The following is a 21,734-nucleotide window of genomic DNA, read 5'->3' as shown; positions in this document are numbered from 1 at the left end:
CTCCGTATCAGCGCGTCGGCGCGGCGTGGTCGTAGAAGCGGGACAGATCGCCCTTGAGCTGCTTCAGCGAATCGACATCGAGGTAGATCATGTGCCCCGACGGGTAGTACAGGAACGACAGGTTGCCGCGCAGCGACGGGTCCAGGTTCATGTGCGCCAGGTCGTACTCGGTGATCGAGAACGGCGTGGCGAAATCATAGTAACCGTTGACCGACAGCACCTTCAGACCGGGATTGGTGCGCATCGCGTGTGCCAGGTCGCCGGCCACGTACGGCAACGGCAGCTGGCGGCGCATGCCCGAGGCCCGGTGCTTCCAGTCCCAGCCGCGGATGATCTGGCCGTAGGTGGGGCGGTAGTCAAGTTTGCTGTGGTAGTCGAGCTGGTTGGTGAGGTAGTCGTGGAAGGCGCTGACGAAGGCGCCGCTGATGCCGGTGTCCGAGGCATCGTAGTCCGGTGTTTCACCCGCCGCATCCGGATCGGTGCCGGTGAAGCGGCTGTCGAAGCGGCCCAGGGTAAGCCGCTGGTCGCGCAGCAGCTCCTTGCGGAAGCGGCTGGGGTCGACACGCAGGTTCGCCTCCTTGATGTATTGCACCGACAAGCCGGTGTAGCCGGCCATCTGCGTGGCGATCGCATCGACCTGCGCGGCTGGCAGATTCTGGCCCTGCGCAAGCGCGGCGGCATACGGCCCGCGTGCCCACGCGCGCGCCTGGTCGACTAAGGTCTTCAGGTCGGCCGGCTTGTTCGCAATCTTGTCGTGGTACCACGCGGCCGCGGCGAAGCTGGGCAGGTAGCCGACATAGCTTTCGTCGTAGCCCGGCATGCGGATCGCGTAGTTGAGGATCGAGGACATCAGGATCACGCCGTTGAAGGCCATGCCCTTGTCCTGCAAGGCGTCGACCAGCGCGGCGGAGCGCGTGGTGCCGTAGCTTTCGCCGTACAGGAACTTTGGCGAGTTCCAGCGGTGATTGATGGTGACGTAGCGCTCGATCGCCCGGCTGAACGCGGAGATGTCCTGGTCCACGCCCCAGAAGTCCTTGCCGGTGGCCTTGCCCAGCGGGCGCGAGTAACCGGCGCCAACCGCATCGATGAAGACCAGATCGGTCTTGTCGAGCAGGCTGTCGTTGTTCGCCACCAGGTGATACGGCGGCGGCGCGGTGGCCTGCGGGCTGGCCGTCTCGATCCGGACCGGACCGAACGAGCCCATGTGCAGCCACACGCTGGAGGAGCCGGGTCCGCCGTTGTAGAGGAAGGTCACCGGACGTTTGCCGGGCCGGGCACCGTCTAGCGTGTAGGCCACGTAGAACACGCTCGCCTGCGGCTTGTTCTTTTCGTCGCGGATGATCACGGTGCCGGCGGTGGCGGTGTACTTGATCATGTGGCCACCGATGCTGGCGCTGTGTTCGGTGCGCACCGCGGTTTCGGTGGTGGGAATCCTGCTGTCTACCGGTGCCTCATGCGAGGCGCTGGATGTGGCCTTGGCCGGAGAGGCGGCTTCGGCAGCGTGGCCGGCCGGCACGCAGCCCAGCGCCACGGCGCCTGCCAACAACAGCGAAACAAGATGACGCATCGCAATCCCCTGGTTGCACGAGCACAGCGTGTGAGTATGCGGCCGCAAGTTCGCGGGCGACTGTGACAAAAGTACTGGTAGCTGCGCCGCACGGCTTCGCGGCGTAGGATGCGCACTCCCCACGTTGTGAAGACCCCATGGATACCACCGCGCGCCTTGACGCACGCACGCTTGCTGCGGTTGCGATCGCCTTGCTGACCTGGTCGTCGGCGTACGCAGCCATCGCCTACGCCTTGCCCTCGTTCACCCCCGGCGAGGTGGCGTTTGCCAGGCTCGCCATCGGCGCGGCGTGTTTCGCCGTGCTGCTGGTGATCCGTCGCGTGCCAATGCCGGCACGGCGTGATTGGCCGCAGCTGGCGGTGCTCGGCGTGATCGGCCTGAGCAGCTATCACCTGTGCCTCAACTACGCGGAAACCCGCATCGCCAGCGGTACGGCCTCGATCCTGATTGCGCTGGTGCCGGCGGCCACCGCGGCGGTGTCGGCGATCTGGTTGCGCGAGCGCCTGTCGGCACGTGCGTTGACAGGGTTGGGTGTGGCGATGGTCGGCGTGCTGCTGGTGGTGCTGGCCAGTGGCGAGACCGTGAAGTTCGAACCGAGGGCGGCGCTGGTGCTGGTCAGCGTGCTGGCGTCGGCCGTGTTTTTCGTGGGGCAGAAGCCGCTGTTCGCGCGCAACAGCATGCTCGGCGTTACTGCGTTCACCTTCCTTGCCGGCACCCTGGGCGCGCTGCCGTTTGCCGGTGGCATGGTCCATGCCTTGCAGCTGGCGCCATGGCCGCAAATCGCCGCCTTGGTCTACCTGGGGATTGCGCCCACCTTCATCGGCTACCTGGCATGGAATGCCGCGTTGCGGCGTGCCTCCGCTTCGCAGCTGGCCAGCTTCATCTATTTCTCGCCACCGATCGCGGTACTGATCGGCTGGCTGTGGCTGGGTGAGCACCCCGGTTTGCTGACCCTGGTGGGCGGCGTGATCACGGTGGCCGGCGTGGCCCTGACCAATACGCGGCGACGCACCCTGCCGGAGATGCCGCCGATGTCGATACCGCGCGAACAGCGCTGATCAGTGCAGCCGGGTCAGCTTGACGACGTCGGGATCGTCGGCATGTTCCAGCAGCAGGGACTTCACCCGCCCTTGCCACGCATGCGCGAAGGCGGCGCGTTGCTGCACGGAGGCCTCCGGGTCGAGTGCGGCACCCAGCAAGGGGCGGAGATTGGCCGGAGCGGGCACGCTGCTGAGGTCCAGCTCGACCGACACGCCTTGCGCCGTATCACGCCGATGCACCTGCAGCGCGGTGCCGCCGGTCGGCGCGGAAAAGCTCAGCAGCGATTGCCGCACGAAGCGGCCGGCAATGCCGTGAAAGCCATTGGCCGCCGCGGCGCCGGTAATCAGCGTGAACACCTGGGTGATCACGCCATTGACACCCTCTTCCTCCGCGCCCGACATCCGCACCGTGACGCCACCGCGTTCGGCCGGACCTTCCGGATACAGCGCAAGCAATGCGGCACGCGCCATCAGGTAAGCCCCGGCGACGGTGGGGCAGGAATGCCCGGCCAGGCGCACGGCATCGATGTAGTGGTAGTCGATCAGGCCGTCATCGGCGGCGCCAAGCAGGGCCGCCAACGGGTCGCGCACACTGATCACCGGTGCGTGATCGAAGAAGGTTGGGTAATGCATCATTCCACCGGCAGGCCGGTGATGCCGAAGTCGATCACCACCGCGTCGGCATCGCGCTGGCGGTAGTTCACGGTGAGGTTGTCACCGAGGCGATCACGCAACTGGGCGATCAGCGGAATCGGGTCGTGGTCGTTGACGAAACGCATGGTTTCGCCCGAACGCAGCACGCCAATGGCGCCGAAGATGGCCGAATGGCGGAAGCGGCGGGCCACGCCGCGCGCGTCGAAGAGGTGGGTGTTCTGGTCGGTGGCAGGATCGATGGACATGTGACTTGGGTCCGCAGGAAAGAAGGACTCAAGATACGCCGCACGGAGCAGCGGCCCACTGATCTGGATCAGCACAAGCCGTCCTGCCCCGGACTTCCACCCGATATTCAGTTGCCGGTAGCGGCGGTATTCCGACGGACCTGCCAGCGCGCCAGCGCCACCAGCAGCAGGCCCACCACAACAAACACCAACAGCACGCCGAGCGCGTTGCCAACCACGCGCGAGTAACCCAGCGCACGCGCGTCGATGAAGGGATAGGGATACCAGTCGTCCAGTGCTCCGCGCGCCAGCGCATAGGCGAAGTAGCCTGCCGGGTAGATCTGCCAGACGAGCACCCGTCGCCAGCGCAAGCCGGCCTTAGGCACGGCCAGCCACCAATACAGCACGAACAGCAGTGGCACTACCGTGTGCAGGGCATTGTCGGCGATCAACTGCCAGCCCTGGGGTTGCCATAGCTGACGCAGCAACAGGTGATAGACGACCGCTACCACGATGATGGCCATCGCGAGCGCGGTGTGTACCTCAGGCCGCGCAAAAAAATCTGCCGAATCCGCTGCGACGCGCGCTCGCGGCAGCCGTCAGCGCCAGCGTCGCGGCAAGATTGGTCAGCACCGTGAAATAGCCCAGATAGATCCACACGCCGGCCAGCGCGCTCCTTTCGTTGGCGATCGCCAGGCGGGTCGTCAGCAGCAGCTGCAAGCCAAGCGCGAGCCAGCCGTTGGCGGCGGCGACAACGGCGAACTGGCGGTAGCGGTTCGGCATGGGCGAGGCCTCGTCGCGTGTCGATTGCGGGCTCGCGTCTGAGGCGAATGTCAGAATTTGTAAGCGCGATGGATCGCCACCACGCCGTTGGTCAGGTTGCGTACCTCGACCTTGCCGAAACCGGCGCGTTCCATCATGCCTTGCAGGGTTTGCTGATCCGGATGCTTGCGGATCGACTCGGCCAGATACTGGTAGCTGTCGGCATCGCCCGCGAACAACCGGCCGAGCTTAGGCAGCACCTTGAACGAATGGAAGTCGTAGAGTTTGCCGAACAGCTCACTCTGCACGCGCGAAAACTCCAGCACCAGCAGGCGTCCGCCGGGTTTGAGCACGCGGCAGATATCGGCCAGCGCCTTGTCCTTGTCGGTGACGTTGCGCAGGCCAAAGGCCATCGTCACCGCATCGAAGCTGTTGTCCGGAAACGGCAAGGCCTCGGCGTTGAGTTGCGCCCAGCGCAGTCCGCTGACCAGGCCACGATCGGTAAGCCGGTCGCGGCCCACGCCGAGCATCGCCGCATTGATGTCGCCGACCACCACCTCGCCCGCATCGCCCACCACCGGCTTGAGCAAGGCAGCGATATCGCCGGTGCCGCCGGCCAGGTCCAGCACGCGATCATTGCGACGTACGCCGCTGGTGGCGACGAAATGACGCTTCCACAGCCGATGCGTGCCGAACGACATCAGGTCGTTCATCAGGTCGTAGTTGCGCGCGACCGAAGTGAACACCTGGCCGACCAGCTTCTGCTTGTCGCCGACCGGCACGTCGCGGAAGCCGAAATGGGTGGTGGATTCCGGCGCGGATTTCGATGGTTCGTTCATGGGAGGCAATGCTACAGCAAGGCATGGAGAGCCGCCGGGCAGAGCCCGCCCTGCGGCACGCCGGCTGTTGCCGCTCAAAGCGTGGCTTTGCCGTCCTGCTTGTAAACCACCCCATCCTTCATCACGAAGTTGACGTGCTGCATCACGCTGATGTCATCCAGCGGATTGCCGGGCACGGCGATCACGTCGGCACCCCGGCCCACCGCGATCCGGCCAAACTGGTCTTGCTTGTGCAGCAGTTCGGCCGCGTGGGTGGTGGCGGCCTGCAGCACGAACATCGGCGGCATGCCGGCCTGCACCATGTATTCGAATTCCTTCGCATTCTCGCCATGCGGGTAGACACCGGCATCGGTGCCGAAGGCGATCTTGACGCCGGCCTTGTACGCCTTGCCGGCGGTGGCCAGGATCACCGGACCGACCTGCTCGGCCTTGCGCGCCACCTGGGGCGGGAACCAACCTTGTTGCGCCTTCTCCATCACGTACCGGCCCGCGATGATGGTCGGCACGTACCAGGTGCCGTGCTCCTTCATCAGTTTCATGTCCTGCGCGTTCATGAAGGTGCCATGCTCGATCGAATCGACGCCGCCGAGCACGGCGCGGCGGATGCCCTCGGCGCCGTGCGCATGGGCGGCCACGGTGAAGCCGTAGTCATGCGCGGCGGCGACCACGGCCTTGATCTCCTCCAGCGTCATCTGCGGATTCTCGGCGCTGGAACTCTCGTCGAGCACGCCGCCGGAGGGCATGATCTTGATCAGGTCGGCGCCGTCCTTGTAGTGCTGGCGCACCGCCTTCCATGCGTCGGCGGGCGAATTGATGATGCCGTCCTTCGGGCCCGGGTCGCCCTGCAAGTCCCAGCGGTAGCCGTCGGTCTCGTCGGCATGGCCCCCGGTGGTGCCAATGAACTTGCCGGCGCTGAAGATGTGCGGGCCGGGCACGATGCCGGCATTGACCGCGTTGCGCAGGGCGATCGACTCGTTGTTGCTGTCCCCCAGGTTGCGCACCGTGGTGAAGCCGGCCAGCAGGGTGCGCTTGGCGTAGACCGTGCTGCGGATCGCGTAGTCGGTCGGATTGAGGCGGAACTGGTCGCTGTAGGTGCTCTTGCTGAATTGCGAGGTCAGGTGCGTGTGCGAATCGATCAGGCCCGGCATGCAGGTGGCGTTCGCCATCTTGATGTACTGGAACGATTTGCCCGCGGCCTTTGCCGCCTGGCGGTAGGGCTCGACATCGACCGACCCGTCATGCATTTCCTTGATGTGACCATCCTCCACGACGAGGCTGGTTTCGCCCAGCATCTTGCCGGCCGCAGGATCGAGCAGGCGCGCGCAATCGAGCACGCTGACCCGGGCTGCGTCGGCACTGGCGTTGCCTGGTGCATCGGCGGTGGCGGCGGTGAGCGGCAGGCTTGCCAGGATGGCGACGATGAGCAGGCGGCGAGGTGCGGTCATGGCGGGATCCCCTGTGGCGAGATGAAAGCCGGCGGGCAGGGCCCGCCCTACGGCTTTCGCCACATCCTACCCGCCTGGGCGGCGTCGTGTCTTACGCGTCGGGTGGCGTGGCGCGGCGGTCGCTACCGGTGCGCCGCTCGTGTTCGTGCTGCTCGGTGTCGACATGCCGCTGGTGCAGGTCCGCCGGCGTGTCATCTGGCGGCAGCGGATCGCTCGGCGCGCCGGGTGAGTCACCCCCGTCCGGCTCCTTCTCGCCGCCGGGGGTGATCTTGAGGATCGAGTGGCGCACCTCGCGTGACAGGATCACCCGCGCGTCGCGTACCAGGTCCTCCAGCGCGCTGTCGTAGTCGAGCTTGCCGTCGTCGTCGGTCCACACCACCTTGCGCTCGCGCAGCTTCTGGATGAAGCCGCGGAACAAGGCCTTGTCGAAGAACTCCGGTGCGGACAATTCATTGAGCAGGCTCAGGCGCTGGGCGGTCAGCGTGCAGGCGTTTTCGAGCTCGCCGCCGGTCATCGTGTGCGGGCCGTTCTTGGCCAGCGCGGCGATGGTGATGTAGTAGCGCTCGAACGCCTGGATCAGGCTGCGCGCGATCACCTTGAGCTGGAACGCGCTGTCTTCCTGACCGGCGCTGCGCTCCAGCGAGCGGCCGTCGTTGTTGGATTCGAGCAGGCCGCGCCGGACCAGGAAGTCGATGGTTGCCTGCAGCTGCCGGTCGAAACCGTCCGCATCCCAGGGCAGGAACAACTCAGCCTGGATGAACGGGTAGATGACGCCGCCCAGCCGCAAGATCGCATCGCGCGACATGCGGCGGTTGTTGAGGAAGCAGCAGGCAACCCAGGCCGCACTGGCCATCAGATGCAGCACGTTGTTGCGGAAATAGCTGAGCAGCACCGCCTGATCGCTGTCCACCGTCAGCACGTCGCCGAGCGGGTGCTGCACGCGCTGGATCCAGCCCATCTGCTCGCCGTAGGCGATGATCGCGGCAGGGTTCATCGGGGTCAGCGTGATGCGATCGGAGTAGGGCAATTCATCCACCAATGCCTTGCTCAGCTCCAGCTGGGTGAGCAGGTCGCGTTCGGACATGGCGTGCTTGGGCGTGGCCAGCAGCACCAGCGCCAGCAGGTTGATCGGGTTGACGTCCGCGGCGCGGTTGATATTGACCTGGATCTGCTCGGCCAGGCGATCGACGACCGTGCCCAGCCATTCCGGTTTCGCTTCGGGGTCGCTGCTGGCGCTCCGCCAGTCGGGGCTGAGCGCGTCAAGCATGGGAGTCAGTTCGATCGGTTCGCCGAAATTGAGCGCGACATGGCCGTAGCGCTGGCGCAACACTTTCAGGCCCTTGAGCAGGCCGAGCAGCGATTCCTTCTCCTTCGGCTTGCCGCTCAGTTCGCCGGCGTAGGATTTGCCCTCCATCAGCTTTTCGTAACCGATGTAGACCGGCTGGAACAGCACCGGCCGGCGCGGTGCGCGCAGGAACGCACGTACCGTCATGGCCAGCAGGCCGCCGCGCGGCGCCAGCAGGCGGCCGGTACGCGAGCGACCGCCCTCGATGAAGTATTCCATCGGCACGCCGCGATCGATCAGCTGCGCCATGTACTCCTTGAACACCACCGCGTACAGCGGGTTGCCGGCAAAGCTGCGGCGCATGAAAAATGCGCCGCCACGGCGCAGCATCGGCCCGATCACCGGCAGGTTGAGATTCACCCCCGCCGCGATGTGCGGCACCACCACGCCCGACACGTGCAACTGGTAGCTCATCAACAGGTAGTCGGCGTGACTGCGGTGGCTGGGCACGTAGATCACCTCGAAGCCCGGCGCCGCGGCGCGAACCTTGTCGAAGTGGTGCATCGCGATGCCGTCGTACAGCTTGTTCCAGAAGTTGGAGAGCAGGAATGAGGCCGAACGCACGGCCGGGTGCGAATAGTCGGCGGCGATTTCCAGCACCAGTTTCTGCGCCTTGCGCCAGGCCTTGGCGTGGCTGATCTTCTCCTTGGCCGCGCTGGCCACAATCGCGGCGCGCACCGGCTCCGCGTTGAGCACCGCATCGACCACCGTGCGCCGATGCGACAGGTCCGGCCCGATCACGGCGGCGCGGATGCGGTGGAAGTGCGTGCGCAGCACGCGTGCGATCTTGCGTGCGAAACGTTCCGGGGTGATCTCGTCGGACTCGGCCAGCACGTTGCGCAGCGACACCGGCGCGGAGAAGTGCACCACGGTGTCGCGGCCATTCAGCAGGAGGGCAAGCAGGCGCCCGAAGCGCCCGACCATCACCCAGTTTTCTGAAAACAGCACGCGAAACCAGCCGCTTTCACGGGTCGGCGCGCGACCCACGTAGATTGCCACCGGCACGATCTGGATATCGTGCTCGGGCCGGCCTTCCAGCGAGTGCACCAACTGGCGCAGCGGTTCACTGGCGGCACGCTTGCGGTTGCGCCCGAAGACCCAGCCGTCGCGTCGGGTCAGGGCAAACACCGAGCGCCGCCGGCGCGTGCCGGCCAGCGGCTGCATCGGGCTGGGCAAGCCGGCCTCGCGGCAGGCGCGCTGCAGGATCAGTGCATCGGAGAAACCGTCGCGCTCGATCACGTAGCAGACCGGCACGCCGGGCTGCAGCAATGCGGCCGGCTCGGCCGGGTCGCGCCGGAGGCGCACCCACGGCTGCAGCAACTGTCCGGCGAGATTGAACCACCAGGGCGCGCGGCGGCGTGGGGTGGAGTCCACGGCAAGGGTATTCGGCATGTGGCTATTCTACGCGGCCGTGCGATTCAGTCGTTGCCGGCCGCGCTGCCCGCTGCCGCCGGAACCGGGGTCTGCGCCACGGTCGGCTGGCTCAGCTGCTGATGGGATTTGCGCACGTTGTTCAGCATATCCTCGCTGTACCAGCGGCCATCTTCCTTCACCAGCTTCGATTCGGTGGAAAGCGGCTTGCCGAGCAGGGTGTAGTCGATCTTCACCACGGCATGGCCGTCGCTGCTGGAGACCTCGCTGAGCTTGACCGAATTCAGCGTGTCATCCACCGACAGGCCGTAGATGGCCAGCAACTGCTTGAGACCGGCGTAACCGATCGAATACTTGTCCATCACCGCGTCGAAATCCATCGCGCGCAGTTGTTCCGGGCTCTTCAGGTCCAGCTTGCGTGCCGTGGTCACGGCGACACTGATCGCCTGCTTCGCCTTGGCCTGGTCGAACCAGGGCGTCTTCTGCGCCCACGGCGTGATCACGTCCAGCGCATCATCGACCTGACTCTTCTGCGTCGGTGTGAGCTCCTTGTTCTGCGACACGGCACTCTTGGCCAGCGCTTCGCCCACGCTGATCAGCACCGGCAGCTGATCCTTGTACTGCTGCTCCATCGCGGCCAGTTTCGGCTGCAGTTGGGCATACAGCTTGTTCTCGGCATCCGGCTCGGTGAGCTGCTGCATGGCCTGGCTGAACTTGGCGCGATCCTCGGCGGTGATCGGGCGCTTGTCCTGCGCGTGGCGGCTCCAGTCGGCGCGCAGGTTGGCGTAGTCGGCCGGCGGCAGCGCATGTTTCCACAGCCCGTTGATGTCGCCCGCCTTCAGCAGGTCGATTGACGATTGTACGGCCGCGACCGGGCTGCTGCCCCCGGGCTGCGAAGGGTCATCCTTGCCATGACAGGCGCCGAGCAGCAGGACGGCGGACAGGACCAGCAAGGCGTGGCGCAGAAAAGGTATGCGCATGGATGGGTACTCGTGCGTGGATGAGGTTTGGAGCAGTCGCAAGTATCGAGGGAAGCAAAGTCTGGATGGCTGCATCGCACCCAGGCGGTTTCCGCCGCCCGCGTCCCCGACTGCCCTGGGAGCGGGCAGGGTAAGCGGCGCGCCAGGATCGGACAAGGGTGGCGCGGTGCCGCTCACTCCCGGCTCTGCCACCGAGCCAGAAAAGAAAACCCCGCGGGCGTTGGCCTCGCGGGGCAAATCCGGCATGGCCGGAAGGGAAATGGCCTTGCCTGCAACATCACCTTGATCAGCAGGGTTGGCGAACAAGATATTACCCGTTCGTTAAATCTAAGACAACACCTGCACTAATAATCGTAACTGCATGTTTTTGCGTGAAATTAAACGTTAGTGATAGCGCAGTGCCTCGACTTTCAGCTTCCGGCGCTGCGGCGGCGGCGTCTTGTAGTTGTTGTTGAACAGGGCCGATTCCCACGAGCCGTAGGTCGGGTTGGGCAGCACGAACCAGCGCTTGCCGATCCAGTCGAGATAGGGCGCCATCGCTTGGCGGCGACCCTCGTCCGTATTGTGCGCAATACTCACAAAATCCCCGATCTGGTCGCCAAATTGCATCAAAACACGATATTTTCGACTAATCAGCCGGCGCCGACATTGTTTGGATGAGCCCTGCTGCTGGCAACCGGAAACCGTGGTGCCCAGGTTCAGCAGCGCATCCGGGCCGGATACCGGCAGGCCGACTTTGCGCAGATTGGCCAGGGTGGCCTGGTCCAGCACCTTGTCCCGGTTGGAGATATAGATCACCGCAATGCCGTGGCTGGCAGCGAACTGGGTGAAGGCGACGGCGCCGGGCATCGCGCGCGCGCGCTCCTCGTTGCACCACGCCCGCCAGTCGGCCTCGTTGAACTGACCGCCGCTGCGTACGACGCGGGCCTGGTACGGCGAGTTGTCCAGCACGGTTTCGTCGATGTCCAGCACCACCGCCGGAGCCAGCCCGTGGCTCGGCGCCACCCGGTCGTTCCTGGCCAGCGCGTCCCACTGCGGGTCGTCCAGGGCGGCCAGCAGTTGCGCGCGGGCGTCGCGGTAGGTTTGCAGGTAGATCAGGTCGTGCTCGATCGCGGTCTGGGTCCAGGCCACGGCATTGAGATTGTCGTTGGCGGCAGGGCCGACAAGCTGCGGGGCGCGGTCGACCGGCGCCATGGAGTTCGCTGCAGTCTGCGGCGCCGGCGTGGCGCAACCGGCCAACAGGGTCAAGGCAAACAAGGCAGCGGGCAGTCGGAATGTCATGGTTGGGAGTTCCCTGGAAACGGCGGCGGCAACGATGCTGGGCGCGGGCGGTGGTGCCGCATCGGGGGCAGAGTGTACGACAGCGGCACGACCAACCCGGACAGGGCTGGCAGCCGGCGCGACCTGCTGACAGACTGGCGGCCCCGTAACTTCGGTCGACGTCCATGGATCCATTCCAGCCTGCCCTGCGCGAGTCGTCGCCAGCAATTCGCGGCGCAAGCTACTTGTTGATGGCGGCAGGCTTGCTGTTGGCGATCAAGCTGCACCTGTTGCCGGCGCTGCTGGCCGGTCTGCTGGTCTACGAACTGGTGCGGTCGATGGCTCCGCTGCTGGGGCGGCGGCTGGCCGGCGATCGTGGGCGGATGCTGGTGGTGGCCGCGCTCGGGGTGATCGTGGTGGGCCTGCTGCTGCTGCTCATTCTCGGCGCGATCAGCTTCTTTCGCCGTGAACTCGGCAACCCCGGGATGGTGTGGCAAGAGCAGCTGATGCCGCTGGTGAACAAGGCGCGCGAGCAGTTGCCGGCGGTCCTGGTCAATCATCTGCCCGACAGTGTCGATGACTTGCGCGTGAGCGCCCTCGAGCTGATCCGTCGTCATGCCAATGAATTGCAACTGGCCGGCAAGGGCGCGGTGCGCGGTTTGGCGCACATCATCATCGGCCTGGTGCTGGGCGCGATCATTGCGCTCAGCCGCATGCGGCCGGCCAGCCAGATGGGCCCGCTGGCCGCAGCCCTGAGCCGCCGCTGCGTCTACCTGGCCGAGGCGTTCCACAACATCGTGTTCGCGCAGATCAAGATCTCGCTGATCAACACGCTGTTCACCGCGATCTTCCTGCTCGGCGCGCTGCCGCTGCTGGGGATCCACGTGCCGCTGGCCAAGACACTGGTGCTGGTCACCTTCATCGTTGGCCTGTTGCCGGTGGTCGGCAACCTGATCTCCAATACCGCCATCGCCATTGCCGGCTTGTCGGTATCGCTGGGCGTGGGCATCGCGGCGCTGGCATTCCTGATCCTGATCCACAAGCTCGAATACTTCCTCAACGCCCGCATCGTCGGTACCCAGATCCGCGCCCGCGCCTGGGAACTGCTGCTGGCGATGCTGCTGATGGAGGCGTTGTTCGGTCTGCCCGGGCTGGTGGCGGCGCCGATCTATTACGCCTACGCGAAACATGAGCTCGAGGCGAACGGGTTGATCTGATCAGCGCGGGACAGGACATTTTCATGGTCGCAGCGGGGAGGGGCCGGAGTCCGGTCGTGGCCTGCGATAACTTGACGCGCCGCAATTCATCGGATTCTTGCGAGCCTGCTTCGCCAACCTCCTCGTTCCTGCTATCGTCGCAAATCCATACGTCAACTTCGCTTGAACGTCGTGACGACATGGATGGGGATCAACACACTTATATGGGGAGTATGAGGATATGCGTCACACGTTCTTTCAGGCTTTGCTGGGCGGCACGCTGGCAACGGCCTTGGCTTTGGGGTCGGCGCAAGCAGCGCAGCCCATTCCGGTAGAGTCGTTGGCGCGTCTGCCGGCGCTGCAGTCGGTATCGATGAGCCCGGATGGCAAGCATCTCGTCGGTTTGATTCCGTCGCCCAAGGACAAGGACAGCACCGCGCTGGCCACCTGGGACACCGATTCGTTGTCCACCGGCCCGAGTGTGATCACCCCGTCCGGCGAACACATGAAGTTCATTGGCGCGAACGCGCTGAAGGCAGGCAAGATCTTCGTGGTCGCGCGTCAGGAGTGGACCGGCGACATCGGCAGTTGCGGCGGCGAAGGCAAGGCCGTGGGGTCGACCAAGACCTTTGTGGTCAAGCCCTACCTGACGGGAATGGACCAGAAGAACTTTGACGAAGCCTTTGCCAAGGAAACGCGCAAGGTGGGGGTCAGCGAGCACACCAAGTTCTGTCTGGAGCTCGGCGGCACCGCATCGCTGGCCGACATGCTTCCGCTGGACCCGGACCACGTGATCATCCGTCAGTTGAGCGAGATCACCTGGACTTCCAATTACTATCTGTACAACCTGAAGACCAAGGAGCAGGAGCTCCTGTTCAAGGGCGGCAACCGTGCCAGCCCGTCGCTGTTCGACTCGCGCACCGGCAAGGTGCTGGCAAAATCGCAGATCGAGCCCAAGGGCGATGACTACGAGCAGCAGGTGCTGCTGCTGAACCGCAAGAGTGGCCAGTTCGAACTGCAGCCGGCGCTGACGACCAAGCTGTCGGAACGCTACACGGTGACGGTGGATGGCATCGACGATGCCACCGGCAAGTTCTACATCCTGACCGACCAGTTCTCGGACAAGTTGCAGGTTCGGATGTACGATCCGGTCGCGAAAAAATACGATGCCGAAGCCGTCGTCGCCGACAAGAACTTTTCCATCGGCGGCCTGCTGTTCAGCACGCGCAAGAGCAATTTCAACCAGGTCGTGGGTTTTGTCGTTGATGGACCGTACCCTCAGGTTGTCTATGTCGATCCGGAACTGAAGGGCATCCAGGAGTCGATCAAGCAGGCGTTCCCGGGTGAGCAGGTCAGCATCTCGAGCTATACCGATGACCTCTCCAAGGTCTTGTTCACCACGCAGAACGCCAGTACCCCACCGGCTTACCACCTGCTGCTGAACAAGAAGCAGGTGGCCAATCTGGGCAGTGCGCGTCCGTGGATCGGCAAGGACATGACCGGCGAGGAAAGCTGGGTGACCTACAAGGCGCGCGACGGGCGCGAGATCCCGGCGATCCTGGATCTGCCGGCAGGCTGGAAGCAGGGCGACGCCCCCGCGCCGACCATCATCATGCCTCACGGCGGCCCGTGGGCGCGTGACTGGATGGGTTGGGATGCCTCCGGCTGGGTGCCAATGCTCACCTCGCGCGGGTATGCCGTGCTCCGGCCGCAATACCGTGGCTCGGAAGGGCTTGGACGCAGTTTGTGGATGGCCGGCGACAAGGAGTGGGGCCTGAAAATGTCCGACGATCTTGACGACGGTGCCGCCTGGCTGGTCTCGCAGGACATCGCGGCCAAGAACCGCATCGCCATCTTCGGTTACTCGTACGGCGGCTTTGCGGCCGTGGCGGCAACCGTGCGCTCGCCGTCCCCCTACCAGTGCGCGATCGCCGGTGCGCCGGTGGCCAACCTGGGTCGCCTGGGTACGTCGTGGAGCGACAACCGCCTGCAGCGCATCCTGCAAGGCAAGACGGTGACGGGCATGGATCCGATGAAGAACATCGACAAGGCGCACCTGCCGATCATGCTGTTCGACGGCACCCGCGACGTACGTACCCCGCCGGCCATCCACGCGCATCCGTTCTACGAGGCCGTCAAGAACAAGGTGCCGGCCCAGTACCACTGGATCGCCGACATGCCGCACAGCATGCCGTGGTATCCGCGTCAGCAGCGGGAAACCCTCAATCTGATCCTGAATTACCTCGGAAAAGATTGCGGGGAGATGTCCAAGTAAGCGAAGGTGCGAGCAAGGGCAAGTCTGAACAAGTCGTCATCCCGTTGAAGCGTTTTTTCAACGGTCGCAGGGCTGGCGAAGCGGGATCCAGTGTCTTGCAACTCATTGAAGACACTGGGTTCCCGCTATCGCCGGGATGACGGACAACGAGCCGGTCAGACTGCTCAAGGGGAAGAGTTTTCTGAATCGAACGTGACGGGTTGCACACTAGACGTGCAACCAGTTACATTCGCTTAACCGCAATATAATGCGGTCACAACAAAACAGTATCGATTACTGGGGAGCGGAATTTCATGAGCAAGATCGTCCAAAAGGGGCTTCAACGTTTGCCGCTGGCCATCGCGGTAGTGGCTGCACTGCAAGTCATGCCTGTATTCGCACAGGATCAGGCGCCAGCAACCGATACTTCGAGCCAGTCGACCAGCACCGCGCAGCAGACTCAGCAGGCTGCGGAGCATCAGAAGGCCAAGGAACTGGAGACCGTTACCGTCTCCGGCACCCTGCTGAAGCGGCCTGAATACCAGACCACCTCGCCGGTGCAGGTCATCGACGTCCAGAACAACATCGCCGCCGGTCAGTTCGACACGGCCGATTTCATCATGACCACCACGGCCGCCGCGGGTTCGACCCAGATCAACGGTCAGTTCGGCGGCTACATCGTCGAAGGCGGCACTGGCGTGCAGTCGGTTAGTCTGCGCGGCTTGGGGCCAAGTCGCACGCTGGTTCTGCTTGACGGCCAGCGACCGGGCCCGGCGGGTACGCGCGGCCAGGTCGGCGCATTCGATCTCAACGTGATTCCGCAGGTCATCCTGTCGCGCATCGAAGTGATCAAGGATGGCTCGTCCTCCTTGTACGGCTCCGACGCCATCTCGGGTGTGGTCAACGCGATCACCCGCAAGCGCATAGATCGTCCGGAAGTGAGCTTTGCCGCAAGCATGCCGCAGCACGGCGGTGGCGAGCAGTACTCCGTTTCCTTCGCGAACGGCTGGAACTTCAACAAGGGCAGCATCGTCGTGGCAGCTCAGCTCGACCGGCTCAACGCGCTCAAGGTCGGTGATCGTGACTTCCTCAGCTGCAGCGAAGATCGCATCTGGGGTACGGATGGTCAGCGCATCGATCGTGCGGATCACTCGGTACTGCAGGGCACCAGCCTGGCTGGCTGCAACAACCTGTACGCCAACACGATCATCAAGTATTTCGATTCCCGGGTTCGCTACGTGCCGTCCAAGGATGGCAGCACCATCGGTCCGTTCCCCGGCTACCACCCGCGTCCGTATCCCACCAAGACCTATGCCAATTCACCGCAGGCCTATTACGAGGATCAGCTGAACTTCCCGTTCTACAAGGACGCCTACGCGATCAACCAGCGTCAGCGTGCCAGCGTCTACGCCGCCAGCAATTTCACCTTTGGCGACGTGAACTGGAATACGCAGTTCCTGTTCAATCGTCGTGAGTCGACGTCGAACGGCTGGCGCCAGTTCTTCCCGGTGGTCTACAACCCGGGCGATGACGATTACTATCAGCCGATCATGCCGTTCACCTCGAACAGCAAGCAGACGGTGGATTACTTCTACGGCACCACCAAGCTGGAAGGCCTCTTTGCCTCGACCGACAGCTGGTCGTGGGAAGTCGACGCAGGTTACAGCCGCTCCAGCGGCGACTACAGCGGCATGGGCATCGATGTCCGCAAGTCGGGCGATCTGACCAGGGCCGGCAATGAGGCTGATACGCCGCCGGTCAACTACTTCGATCCGGGCTTCCTCAATGGCACCAAGATGGCCGAGCTGGCCAATGCCATCGGCATCAACACCAAGGGCAACACGCTCTACACGCAGGCCAACGCCAAGGGCATCGTGACAGGTAACCTGTTCAGCCTGCCGGCCGGTGACGTGGGTGCCGCCTTCGGCCTCGAATATCGTCATTACAAGATCGACGACGAACCCTCCGCCGCCTCCAAGAATGGCTGGCTGTGGGGTTCCACTTCTGCGCAGACGACCAAGGGTCAGGACCATGTGACGGAAGCGGTCGCCGAGTTCGACGTGCCGCTGCTCAAGGCGCTGCCGGCGATCGAGTCGCTGTCGGTCAACCTGTCCGGTCGTGCGTTCAAGTACGGCAGCGTGCCGGGTACCGACAACGTCTGGAAGGCTGGCCTCAACTGGCAGCTCACGCCGACCTTCCGCTTCCGCGGAACCCTCGGTACCTCCTTCCGTGCGCCGGGCCTGTACGAGTTGTACCTGGGCAACCAGACCGGCTTCCAGAGCCAGCTCGCGGTGGATCCCTGCATCCTGTGGGGTGACAGCAACAACGACCGCATTCGCAAGAACTGCGCGGCAGCCGGCATTCCGGCCGACTACGCGGCCAGTGGCAGCTCGTCCGCCACGGTCTATTCGGGCGGCGGCGCGGGCTTCCTGAAGCCGGAGCGGTCGCGCGCCAAGTCGGTTGGTCTGGTCTGGACGCCGACCTTCGCCAACTTCAACTTGGCAGTCGACTACTTCGACTACAACATCCAAGGTGAGATCGCCCAGCTTGGCGCTGGCGACATTGTCACCGGTTGCTATGGCTCGGCGGTGTATCCGAACAGCTTCTGTGACCAGATCAAGCGCAACTCGCCGACGGATCCGGCGCATCCGAACATGATCACGGACATCTACAGCGTCTACGTAAACATCAATCGTGAGCGCACGCGCGGTTACGATTTCCAGATGAACTACAGCGACGACTTCTCGTTCGGCAAGATCACCGCGGATGCGCAGGTTACCTACACCATGTCGGACGTGGTGCAGCTGTTCGATTCGGCAGCGGCCAGTGGCTTGAGCTCGTCGGAACTGGTGGGTGATATCGGACGTCCCAAGACCGTTGGCGTGGCCGATTTGAGCCTGAAGCGCGGTGACTGGACGTACACCTGGCAGGGCGTGTACACCGGCACCACCAAGGCGATCGACGTCGCCAGGGTCTACACGTACCAGGGCTACCCGAATGCCACGCGCGACATCAAGGCAGGCTGGGAATTGCGCCACAACGTGTCGGCACGATGGGACCAGGACAACTGGAGCGTCATGTTCGGTGTTCGCAACCTGTTCGACAAGGAGCCGAACCTGATCTCCTCCAGCGTCAGCAACGTGACGGGCAATGCCCCGCTGCTTGCTTCGCAGTATGACTGGTACGGTCGCACGTTCTTTGCGCGTCTGAACTACAAGTTCTGATCGCAAGGTAATAGCGTCACTTGAAAGGAGGCGGCCCTTGGGTCGCCTCCTTTTTCATGTGCGCGAGACACGTCGCACCCGCCTGGAAGTGGATGCCCCCTGCTCATCGGGGAAGGGAAAGCATGGGCCAGGGGAAAGCGCCATATGGCTTCATCCCCCTCTGCAAGGCCTGCTGCCGCCGCCGCTCGCGGGTCGCGCTGCGACGGGTGGCTCGTCCGACTCGCGCCATGAGGACACGGCATTCGGCACTTCGCGGGCGGCTCGGGCCCGGCCAGCTCTGGCAGAGCAAGATCATCCGGAAGAAACCGGCCAGCGCTGCGGTATCGGCTGCGCAGCCTGCCAGGACCACTGGCGAGCACGTCCCGGTGGCTCATCCGGAAGAGGTCCTTTGTGAGCTCTGCCATGTCCGGCCCAGATCGAACCCGGGCGCACCGATTCGCAAGATATTGCTGCCAACGCAATATATTGCATCACGAAAGTGCGTTAAGTACTGAATTGTAAAAAGAATGTTGCGTCTTCGTTGATGGCCGTGCTAGAACGTCAAGCGCGCATGGATCAACCACGCGGCGATGCCAGTGCCGTCGTGCGCCCAAACGATGATCCATGCGTGGTGTTCGGTCGTGCGGCCGAACTAAGGGACGAACTGGCCATCAACTCTGAGGGGGGTTCGAAGATCATGATCAAGTCAAAAATCGCCATGGCGATCGTGGCGGCACTTGCACTCGGCTACGGGCCGGCCCACGCGCAGTCGGCACCGGCCGAAGGCTCCCAGCAGAGTACTGACCAGCAAAGCACCGATCAGCAGCAAGCGCCGGATGTCAAGAAGGCCAAACGACTGCAAGCGGTAACCGTCACCGGTTCACTCATCCCGCAGACCGAGATCGAGACCGCCACGCCGATCCTCACCATCACCGCGCTGCAGATGAAGGCGCGAGGCTTCAGCACCGTGGCCGAAGCGTTGCAGCAGTCCTCGTTCGCCACTGGCAGCGTGCAGGGTTCACAATCCTCTGCCTCGTTCACCCAGGGTGCGCAGACGCTCAGCCTGTTCGGCCTGCCGGTCGGCTTCGTGAAGTACCTGATCGATGGCCGTCCGATGGGCAACTTCCCCGGCCTGTACAACGGCAGCGATGCCTTCAACAACATCAGCGGCATTCCGGCGGACCTGGTCGACCACATCGACATCCTGCCAGGTGGCCAGTCTTCGCTGTACGGTTCGGACGCCATCGCCGGCGTGGTCAACATCGTGCTGAAGAAGCATGTCGACGCGCCGTCGGTCGACGTGCGCTATGGCTGGCGCAAGGATGGCGGCGGCGCCGATCGCCGCATCAGCTTCGCGGACAGCTTCAGCGCGGGCAAATTCAACATGCTGGTTGGCACCCAGTTCGAATCGACCCAGCCGATCTGGGGTTTTGATCGCAGCCTGACCAAGCAGTTCTTCACCCAGGGCACCAGCGCACCCACCGCGTCGCGCGACTTCCTGGTCTACAGCCCGTTCACCGGCCACTACTACTTCGAGGATCCGAACAACTGCTCCAATACCACCAGTCTGTTCCATGGCACCGAAGGTCTGCGTACGCGCAGTGGCGGGCGCACCTATTGCGGTTCGTTCTACACCCCGGGATACAAGACCATCACCAACTCGGACAAGACCGCCAACCTCTACACCCACGCCACCTATGACGTCACCGACAACCTGCAGTTGTACGGCGACCTGCTCTACAACTACGAAGAGCAGAAATACAGCATCGGCTCGAATTACACCTGGTGGGGCACCAGCGACTGGGGCGCCTATTACGACCCGAACCTGGACGACTTCGTGGCGCTGCAGCGCGCATTCGCACCGGAAGATGTTGGCGGCTATCAGCACATCATGGACAAGCAGTACGAAAACTCGTACATGCTGACTCTGGGCGGCCGCGGTACGTTTGGTGAGTCCAATTGGGACTACGACCTCGGTTTCACCCATTCGGACGACAAGCTTCTTTCGCATGGCTGGAACCGTCTTGCCGGCCCGATGGACGACTACTTCCAGACACACGTGCTCGGCCCGCAGCAGGGACTGGATCCCTACTACGGCGCCTATCCGGTATTCACGCCGAACTACGCCGCGTTCTACCAGCCGATCTCGCCCGCCGACATGGCCGCGATGACGACCTACACCGACACTCGCGGCAAGACGTGGGACAACATGCTGCGCGGCCAGCTGACCAACGCGTCGTTGTTCTCGCTGCCCGGTGGTGACGCCGGAATCGCGGTCGTCGTGGAGGGCGGCAATCAGGGTTGGGCCTATACGCCCGACCCCCGTCTGCTTGACGGCGAAATCTGGGGTACGACGGATGTGCAGGGTGGAGGCCACCGCTCCCGCTATGCCGCCACCACCGAATTGAGGCTGCCGGTGCTCAATCAGGTGACCGTGGATCTGTCCGGTCGTTACGACAGCTACAAGGTCCTCGATCAGACGGTCAGCCACGGCACCTACAACCTGGGCCTGGAGTATCGACCGTTCCAGTCGCTGCTGTTGCGCGGCCGTTACGGCACCGCGTTCAAGGTGCCGACCCTGGCCGACGAGTTCCAGGGTCTGAGCGGCTACTACAGCTTCGTTACCGACTATGCCAATTGCGCGCGTCTCGGCCATGGCCCAGGGGACATCAGCAACTGCCCCGGACCCTATGACAGCACCCAGTTCTTCGGTCAGCAGGCCGGTAGCCCCGACCTGAAGCCGATCACCGCCAAGGTATGGAGCTACGGCATCGTCTGGGCGCCCATGTCGAACCTGTCGTTGAGCGCGGACTACCTGCACTGGGATATCAGCAATGAAGTGAACCAGGAGAGCGCGGACCAGTTGTCGCTGGACGACTACCTGTGCGACATCGGCACCATCGATCCGAGTTCGCCGACCTGCCAGGCTGCCGTCGCCCAGATCACCCGCGGTACGCCGACCGACCCGACCCTGCTGGGCATCATCCAGCAAATCTACACACCCAAGGTCAACGTGTCGAACGAGCAAGTCAATGCGATCAATGCCAGTGCCAGCTACGTGCAGGACATCGGTCGCTGGGGCAAGCTGGCGCTTGCGGTCTCCTACAGTGACCTGCTGAAGCATACCCAGCAGTCCTATCCCAGTGATCCGGTGATCGACCTGCTGCGTCACCCCAACTACAGCACCGACTTCAAGAGCAAGGCCAACGGCTCGATCACCTGGACCCCGAACGACCAGTGGGCGGGCACGATCTACTTCAACCGATTCGGGCGTTCGCCGAACTACCTGGCCAGCGCCACCGACGGCTACACCGCTACGGGTACCGGCAAGTTGCCGGCGTGGACTCTTTACAACGCCAGCATCACCTACAACCCGGTGAAGGACGTGGGCCTGTCATTGCTGGTCAACAACGTGTTCAACAAGATGCCACCTCTGGACCGCAGTTATCCCGGCACCTCCAGTACACCGTACAACAGTTCCAACTACAACGTGTACGGTCGTGCCATGTATCTGGAGGCCACCTACAAGTTCGCCGGAAAGTGATCGTCAACGCGTGATGCAGATCGGGGACGGCCCTGCTTCGGCAGGGCCTT

General features: G+C 63.8%; 15 protein-coding genes. 5 read left to right on the top strand and 10 right to left on the bottom strand.

Annotated features, from left to right (window positions below):
• Window positions 1–7 precede the first annotated feature (7 nt).
• Window positions 8–1,567 (bottom strand): S10 family peptidase, encoded by a 1,560-nt coding sequence (locus tag AC0L58_RS14825; RefSeq protein ID WP_473684714.1) that lies wholly within the window; start codon window positions 1,565–1,567, stop codon window positions 8–10.
• 137 nt (window positions 1,568–1,704) lie between these two features.
• Here AC0L58_RS14825 and AC0L58_RS14820 point away from each other — a divergent pair, with 137 nt between their 5' ends.
• A complete protein-coding gene (locus AC0L58_RS14820) occupies window positions 1,705–2,625 on the top strand; it encodes a DMT family transporter (protein ID WP_473684712.1) in 921 nt (306 codons plus the stop codon).
• Here the strand turns inward: AC0L58_RS14820 and AC0L58_RS14815 are convergent, their stop codons facing one another.
• From AC0L58_RS14815 to AC0L58_RS14775, 9 genes are all read right to left on the bottom strand, one after another.
• A complete protein-coding gene (locus tag AC0L58_RS14815) occupies window positions 2,626–3,240 on the bottom strand; it encodes a hypothetical protein (RefSeq protein ID WP_473684710.1) in 615 nt (204 codons plus the stop codon).
• Window positions 3,240–3,506, bottom strand: coding sequence for a DUF2249 domain-containing protein (locus tag AC0L58_RS14810; RefSeq protein ID WP_473684708.1), 267 nt, complete (start codon window positions 3,504–3,506; stop codon window positions 3,240–3,242). The genes AC0L58_RS14815 and AC0L58_RS14810 overlap by 1 nt, the downstream gene beginning before the upstream one ends.
• Before the next feature lie 107 nt (window positions 3,507–3,613).
• Window positions 3,614–4,009 carry a Pr6Pr family membrane protein gene (locus AC0L58_RS14805; protein ID WP_473684706.1) on the bottom strand — a complete coding sequence of 132 codons (396 nt, stop codon included), beginning with the start codon at window positions 4,007–4,009 and terminating at the stop codon, window positions 3,614–3,616.
• A 19-nt stretch (window positions 4,010–4,028) separates the two neighbouring features.
• Window positions 4,029–4,268: a hypothetical protein gene (locus tag AC0L58_RS14800; protein ID WP_473684704.1), complete on the bottom strand. Its 240-nt coding sequence runs from the start codon at window positions 4,266–4,268 to the stop codon at window positions 4,029–4,031.
• A 50-nt stretch (window positions 4,269–4,318) separates the two neighbouring features.
• Window positions 4,319–5,086, bottom strand: coding sequence for a bifunctional demethylmenaquinone methyltransferase/2-methoxy-6-polyprenyl-1,4-benzoquinol methylase UbiE (gene ubiE, locus AC0L58_RS14795; protein WP_473684702.1), 768 nt, complete (start codon window positions 5,084–5,086; stop codon window positions 4,319–4,321).
• Between the two features lie 74 nt (window positions 5,087–5,160).
• Window positions 5,161–6,531, bottom strand: a complete 1,371-nt coding sequence (locus AC0L58_RS14790) for a metal-dependent hydrolase family protein (protein WP_473684700.1) — start codon at window positions 6,529–6,531, stop codon at window positions 5,161–5,163.
• 91 nt (window positions 6,532–6,622) lie between these two features.
• Entirely contained in the window at window positions 6,623–9,268 is a 2,646-nt protein-coding gene (gene plsB / locus AC0L58_RS14785; protein ID WP_473684698.1) for a glycerol-3-phosphate 1-O-acyltransferase PlsB, read from the bottom strand.
• Window positions 9,269–9,294: 26 nt separating this feature from the next.
• On the bottom strand, window positions 9,295–10,227 hold the full coding sequence (locus tag AC0L58_RS14780) for a hypothetical protein (protein WP_473684696.1): 933 nt from the start codon (window positions 10,225–10,227) through the stop codon (window positions 9,295–9,297).
• Window positions 10,228–10,611: 384 nt separating this feature from the next.
• Window positions 10,612–11,508: a 5'-nucleotidase, lipoprotein e(P4) family gene (locus AC0L58_RS14775; protein WP_473684694.1), complete on the bottom strand. Its 897-nt coding sequence runs from the start codon at window positions 11,506–11,508 to the stop codon at window positions 10,612–10,614.
• Between the two features lie 164 nt (window positions 11,509–11,672).
• Here AC0L58_RS14775 and AC0L58_RS14770 point away from each other — a divergent pair, with 164 nt between their 5' ends.
• From AC0L58_RS14770 to AC0L58_RS14755, 4 genes are all read left to right on the top strand, one after another.
• Entirely contained in the window at window positions 11,673–12,704 is a 1,032-nt protein-coding gene (locus AC0L58_RS14770) for an AI-2E family transporter (protein WP_473684692.1), read from the top strand.
• A gap of 220 nt (window positions 12,705–12,924) precedes the next feature.
• Window positions 12,925–14,958: an alpha/beta hydrolase family protein gene (locus AC0L58_RS14765; protein WP_473684690.1), complete on the top strand. Its 2,034-nt coding sequence runs from the start codon at window positions 12,925–12,927 to the stop codon at window positions 14,956–14,958.
• A 293-nt stretch (window positions 14,959–15,251) separates the two neighbouring features.
• On the top strand, window positions 15,252–18,161 hold the full coding sequence (locus AC0L58_RS14760; protein WP_473684688.1) for a TonB-dependent receptor domain-containing protein: 2,910 nt from the start codon (window positions 15,252–15,254) through the stop codon (window positions 18,159–18,161).
• A 676-nt stretch (window positions 18,162–18,837) separates the two neighbouring features.
• Window positions 18,838–21,684 carry a TonB-dependent receptor domain-containing protein gene (locus AC0L58_RS14755; protein WP_473684686.1) on the top strand — a complete coding sequence of 949 codons (2,847 nt, stop codon included), beginning with the start codon at window positions 18,838–18,840 and terminating at the stop codon, window positions 21,682–21,684.
• The last annotated feature ends 50 nt before the right edge of the window (window positions 21,685–21,734 follow it).

It is taken from the genome of Rhodanobacter sp. G2-10 (assembly GCF_055809185.1).
Note: the sequence above shows the minus strand (reverse complement) of the source record. Positions and strands in the feature narration are given on the sequence as shown.

Coding starts and splice junctions, on each gene's coding strand:
- AC0L58_RS14760 (WP_473684688.1), top strand. CDS start 15,252: ATGAGCAAGATCGTCCAAAAGGGGCTTCAACGTTTGCCGCTGGCCATC.
- AC0L58_RS14800 (WP_473684704.1), bottom strand. CDS start 4,268: ATGCCGAACCGCTACCGCCAGTTCGCCGTTGTCGCCGCCGCCAACGGC.
- AC0L58_RS14770 (WP_473684692.1), top strand. CDS start 11,673: ATGGATCCATTCCAGCCTGCCCTGCGCGAGTCGTCGCCAGCAATTCGC.
- AC0L58_RS14820 (WP_473684712.1), top strand. CDS start 1,705: ATGGATACCACCGCGCGCCTTGACGCACGCACGCTTGCTGCGGTTGCG.
- AC0L58_RS14815 (WP_473684710.1), bottom strand. CDS start 3,240: ATGCATTACCCAACCTTCTTCGATCACGCACCGGTGATCAGTGTGCGC.
- AC0L58_RS14805 (WP_473684706.1), bottom strand. CDS start 4,009: ATGGCCATCATCGTGGTAGCGGTCGTCTATCACCTGTTGCTGCGTCAG.
- plsB (WP_473684698.1), bottom strand. CDS start 9,268: ATGCCGAATACCCTTGCCGTGGACTCCACCCCACGCCGCCGCGCGCCC.
- AC0L58_RS14765 (WP_473684690.1), top strand. CDS start 12,925: ATGCGTCACACGTTCTTTCAGGCTTTGCTGGGCGGCACGCTGGCAACG.
- AC0L58_RS14825 (WP_473684714.1), bottom strand. CDS start 1,567: ATGCGTCATCTTGTTTCGCTGTTGTTGGCAGGCGCCGTGGCGCTGGGC.
- AC0L58_RS14780 (WP_473684696.1), bottom strand. CDS start 10,227: ATGCGCATACCTTTTCTGCGCCACGCCTTGCTGGTCCTGTCCGCCGTC.
- AC0L58_RS14790 (WP_473684700.1), bottom strand. CDS start 6,531: ATGACCGCACCTCGCCGCCTGCTCATCGTCGCCATCCTGGCAAGCCTG.
- AC0L58_RS14755 (WP_473684686.1), top strand. CDS start 18,838: ATGATCAAGTCAAAAATCGCCATGGCGATCGTGGCGGCACTTGCACTC.
- AC0L58_RS14775 (WP_473684694.1), bottom strand. CDS start 11,508: ATGACATTCCGACTGCCCGCTGCCTTGTTTGCCTTGACCCTGTTGGCC.
- ubiE (WP_473684702.1), bottom strand. CDS start 5,086: ATGAACGAACCATCGAAATCCGCGCCGGAATCCACCACCCATTTCGGC.
- AC0L58_RS14810 (WP_473684708.1), bottom strand. CDS start 3,506: ATGTCCATCGATCCTGCCACCGACCAGAACACCCACCTCTTCGACGCG.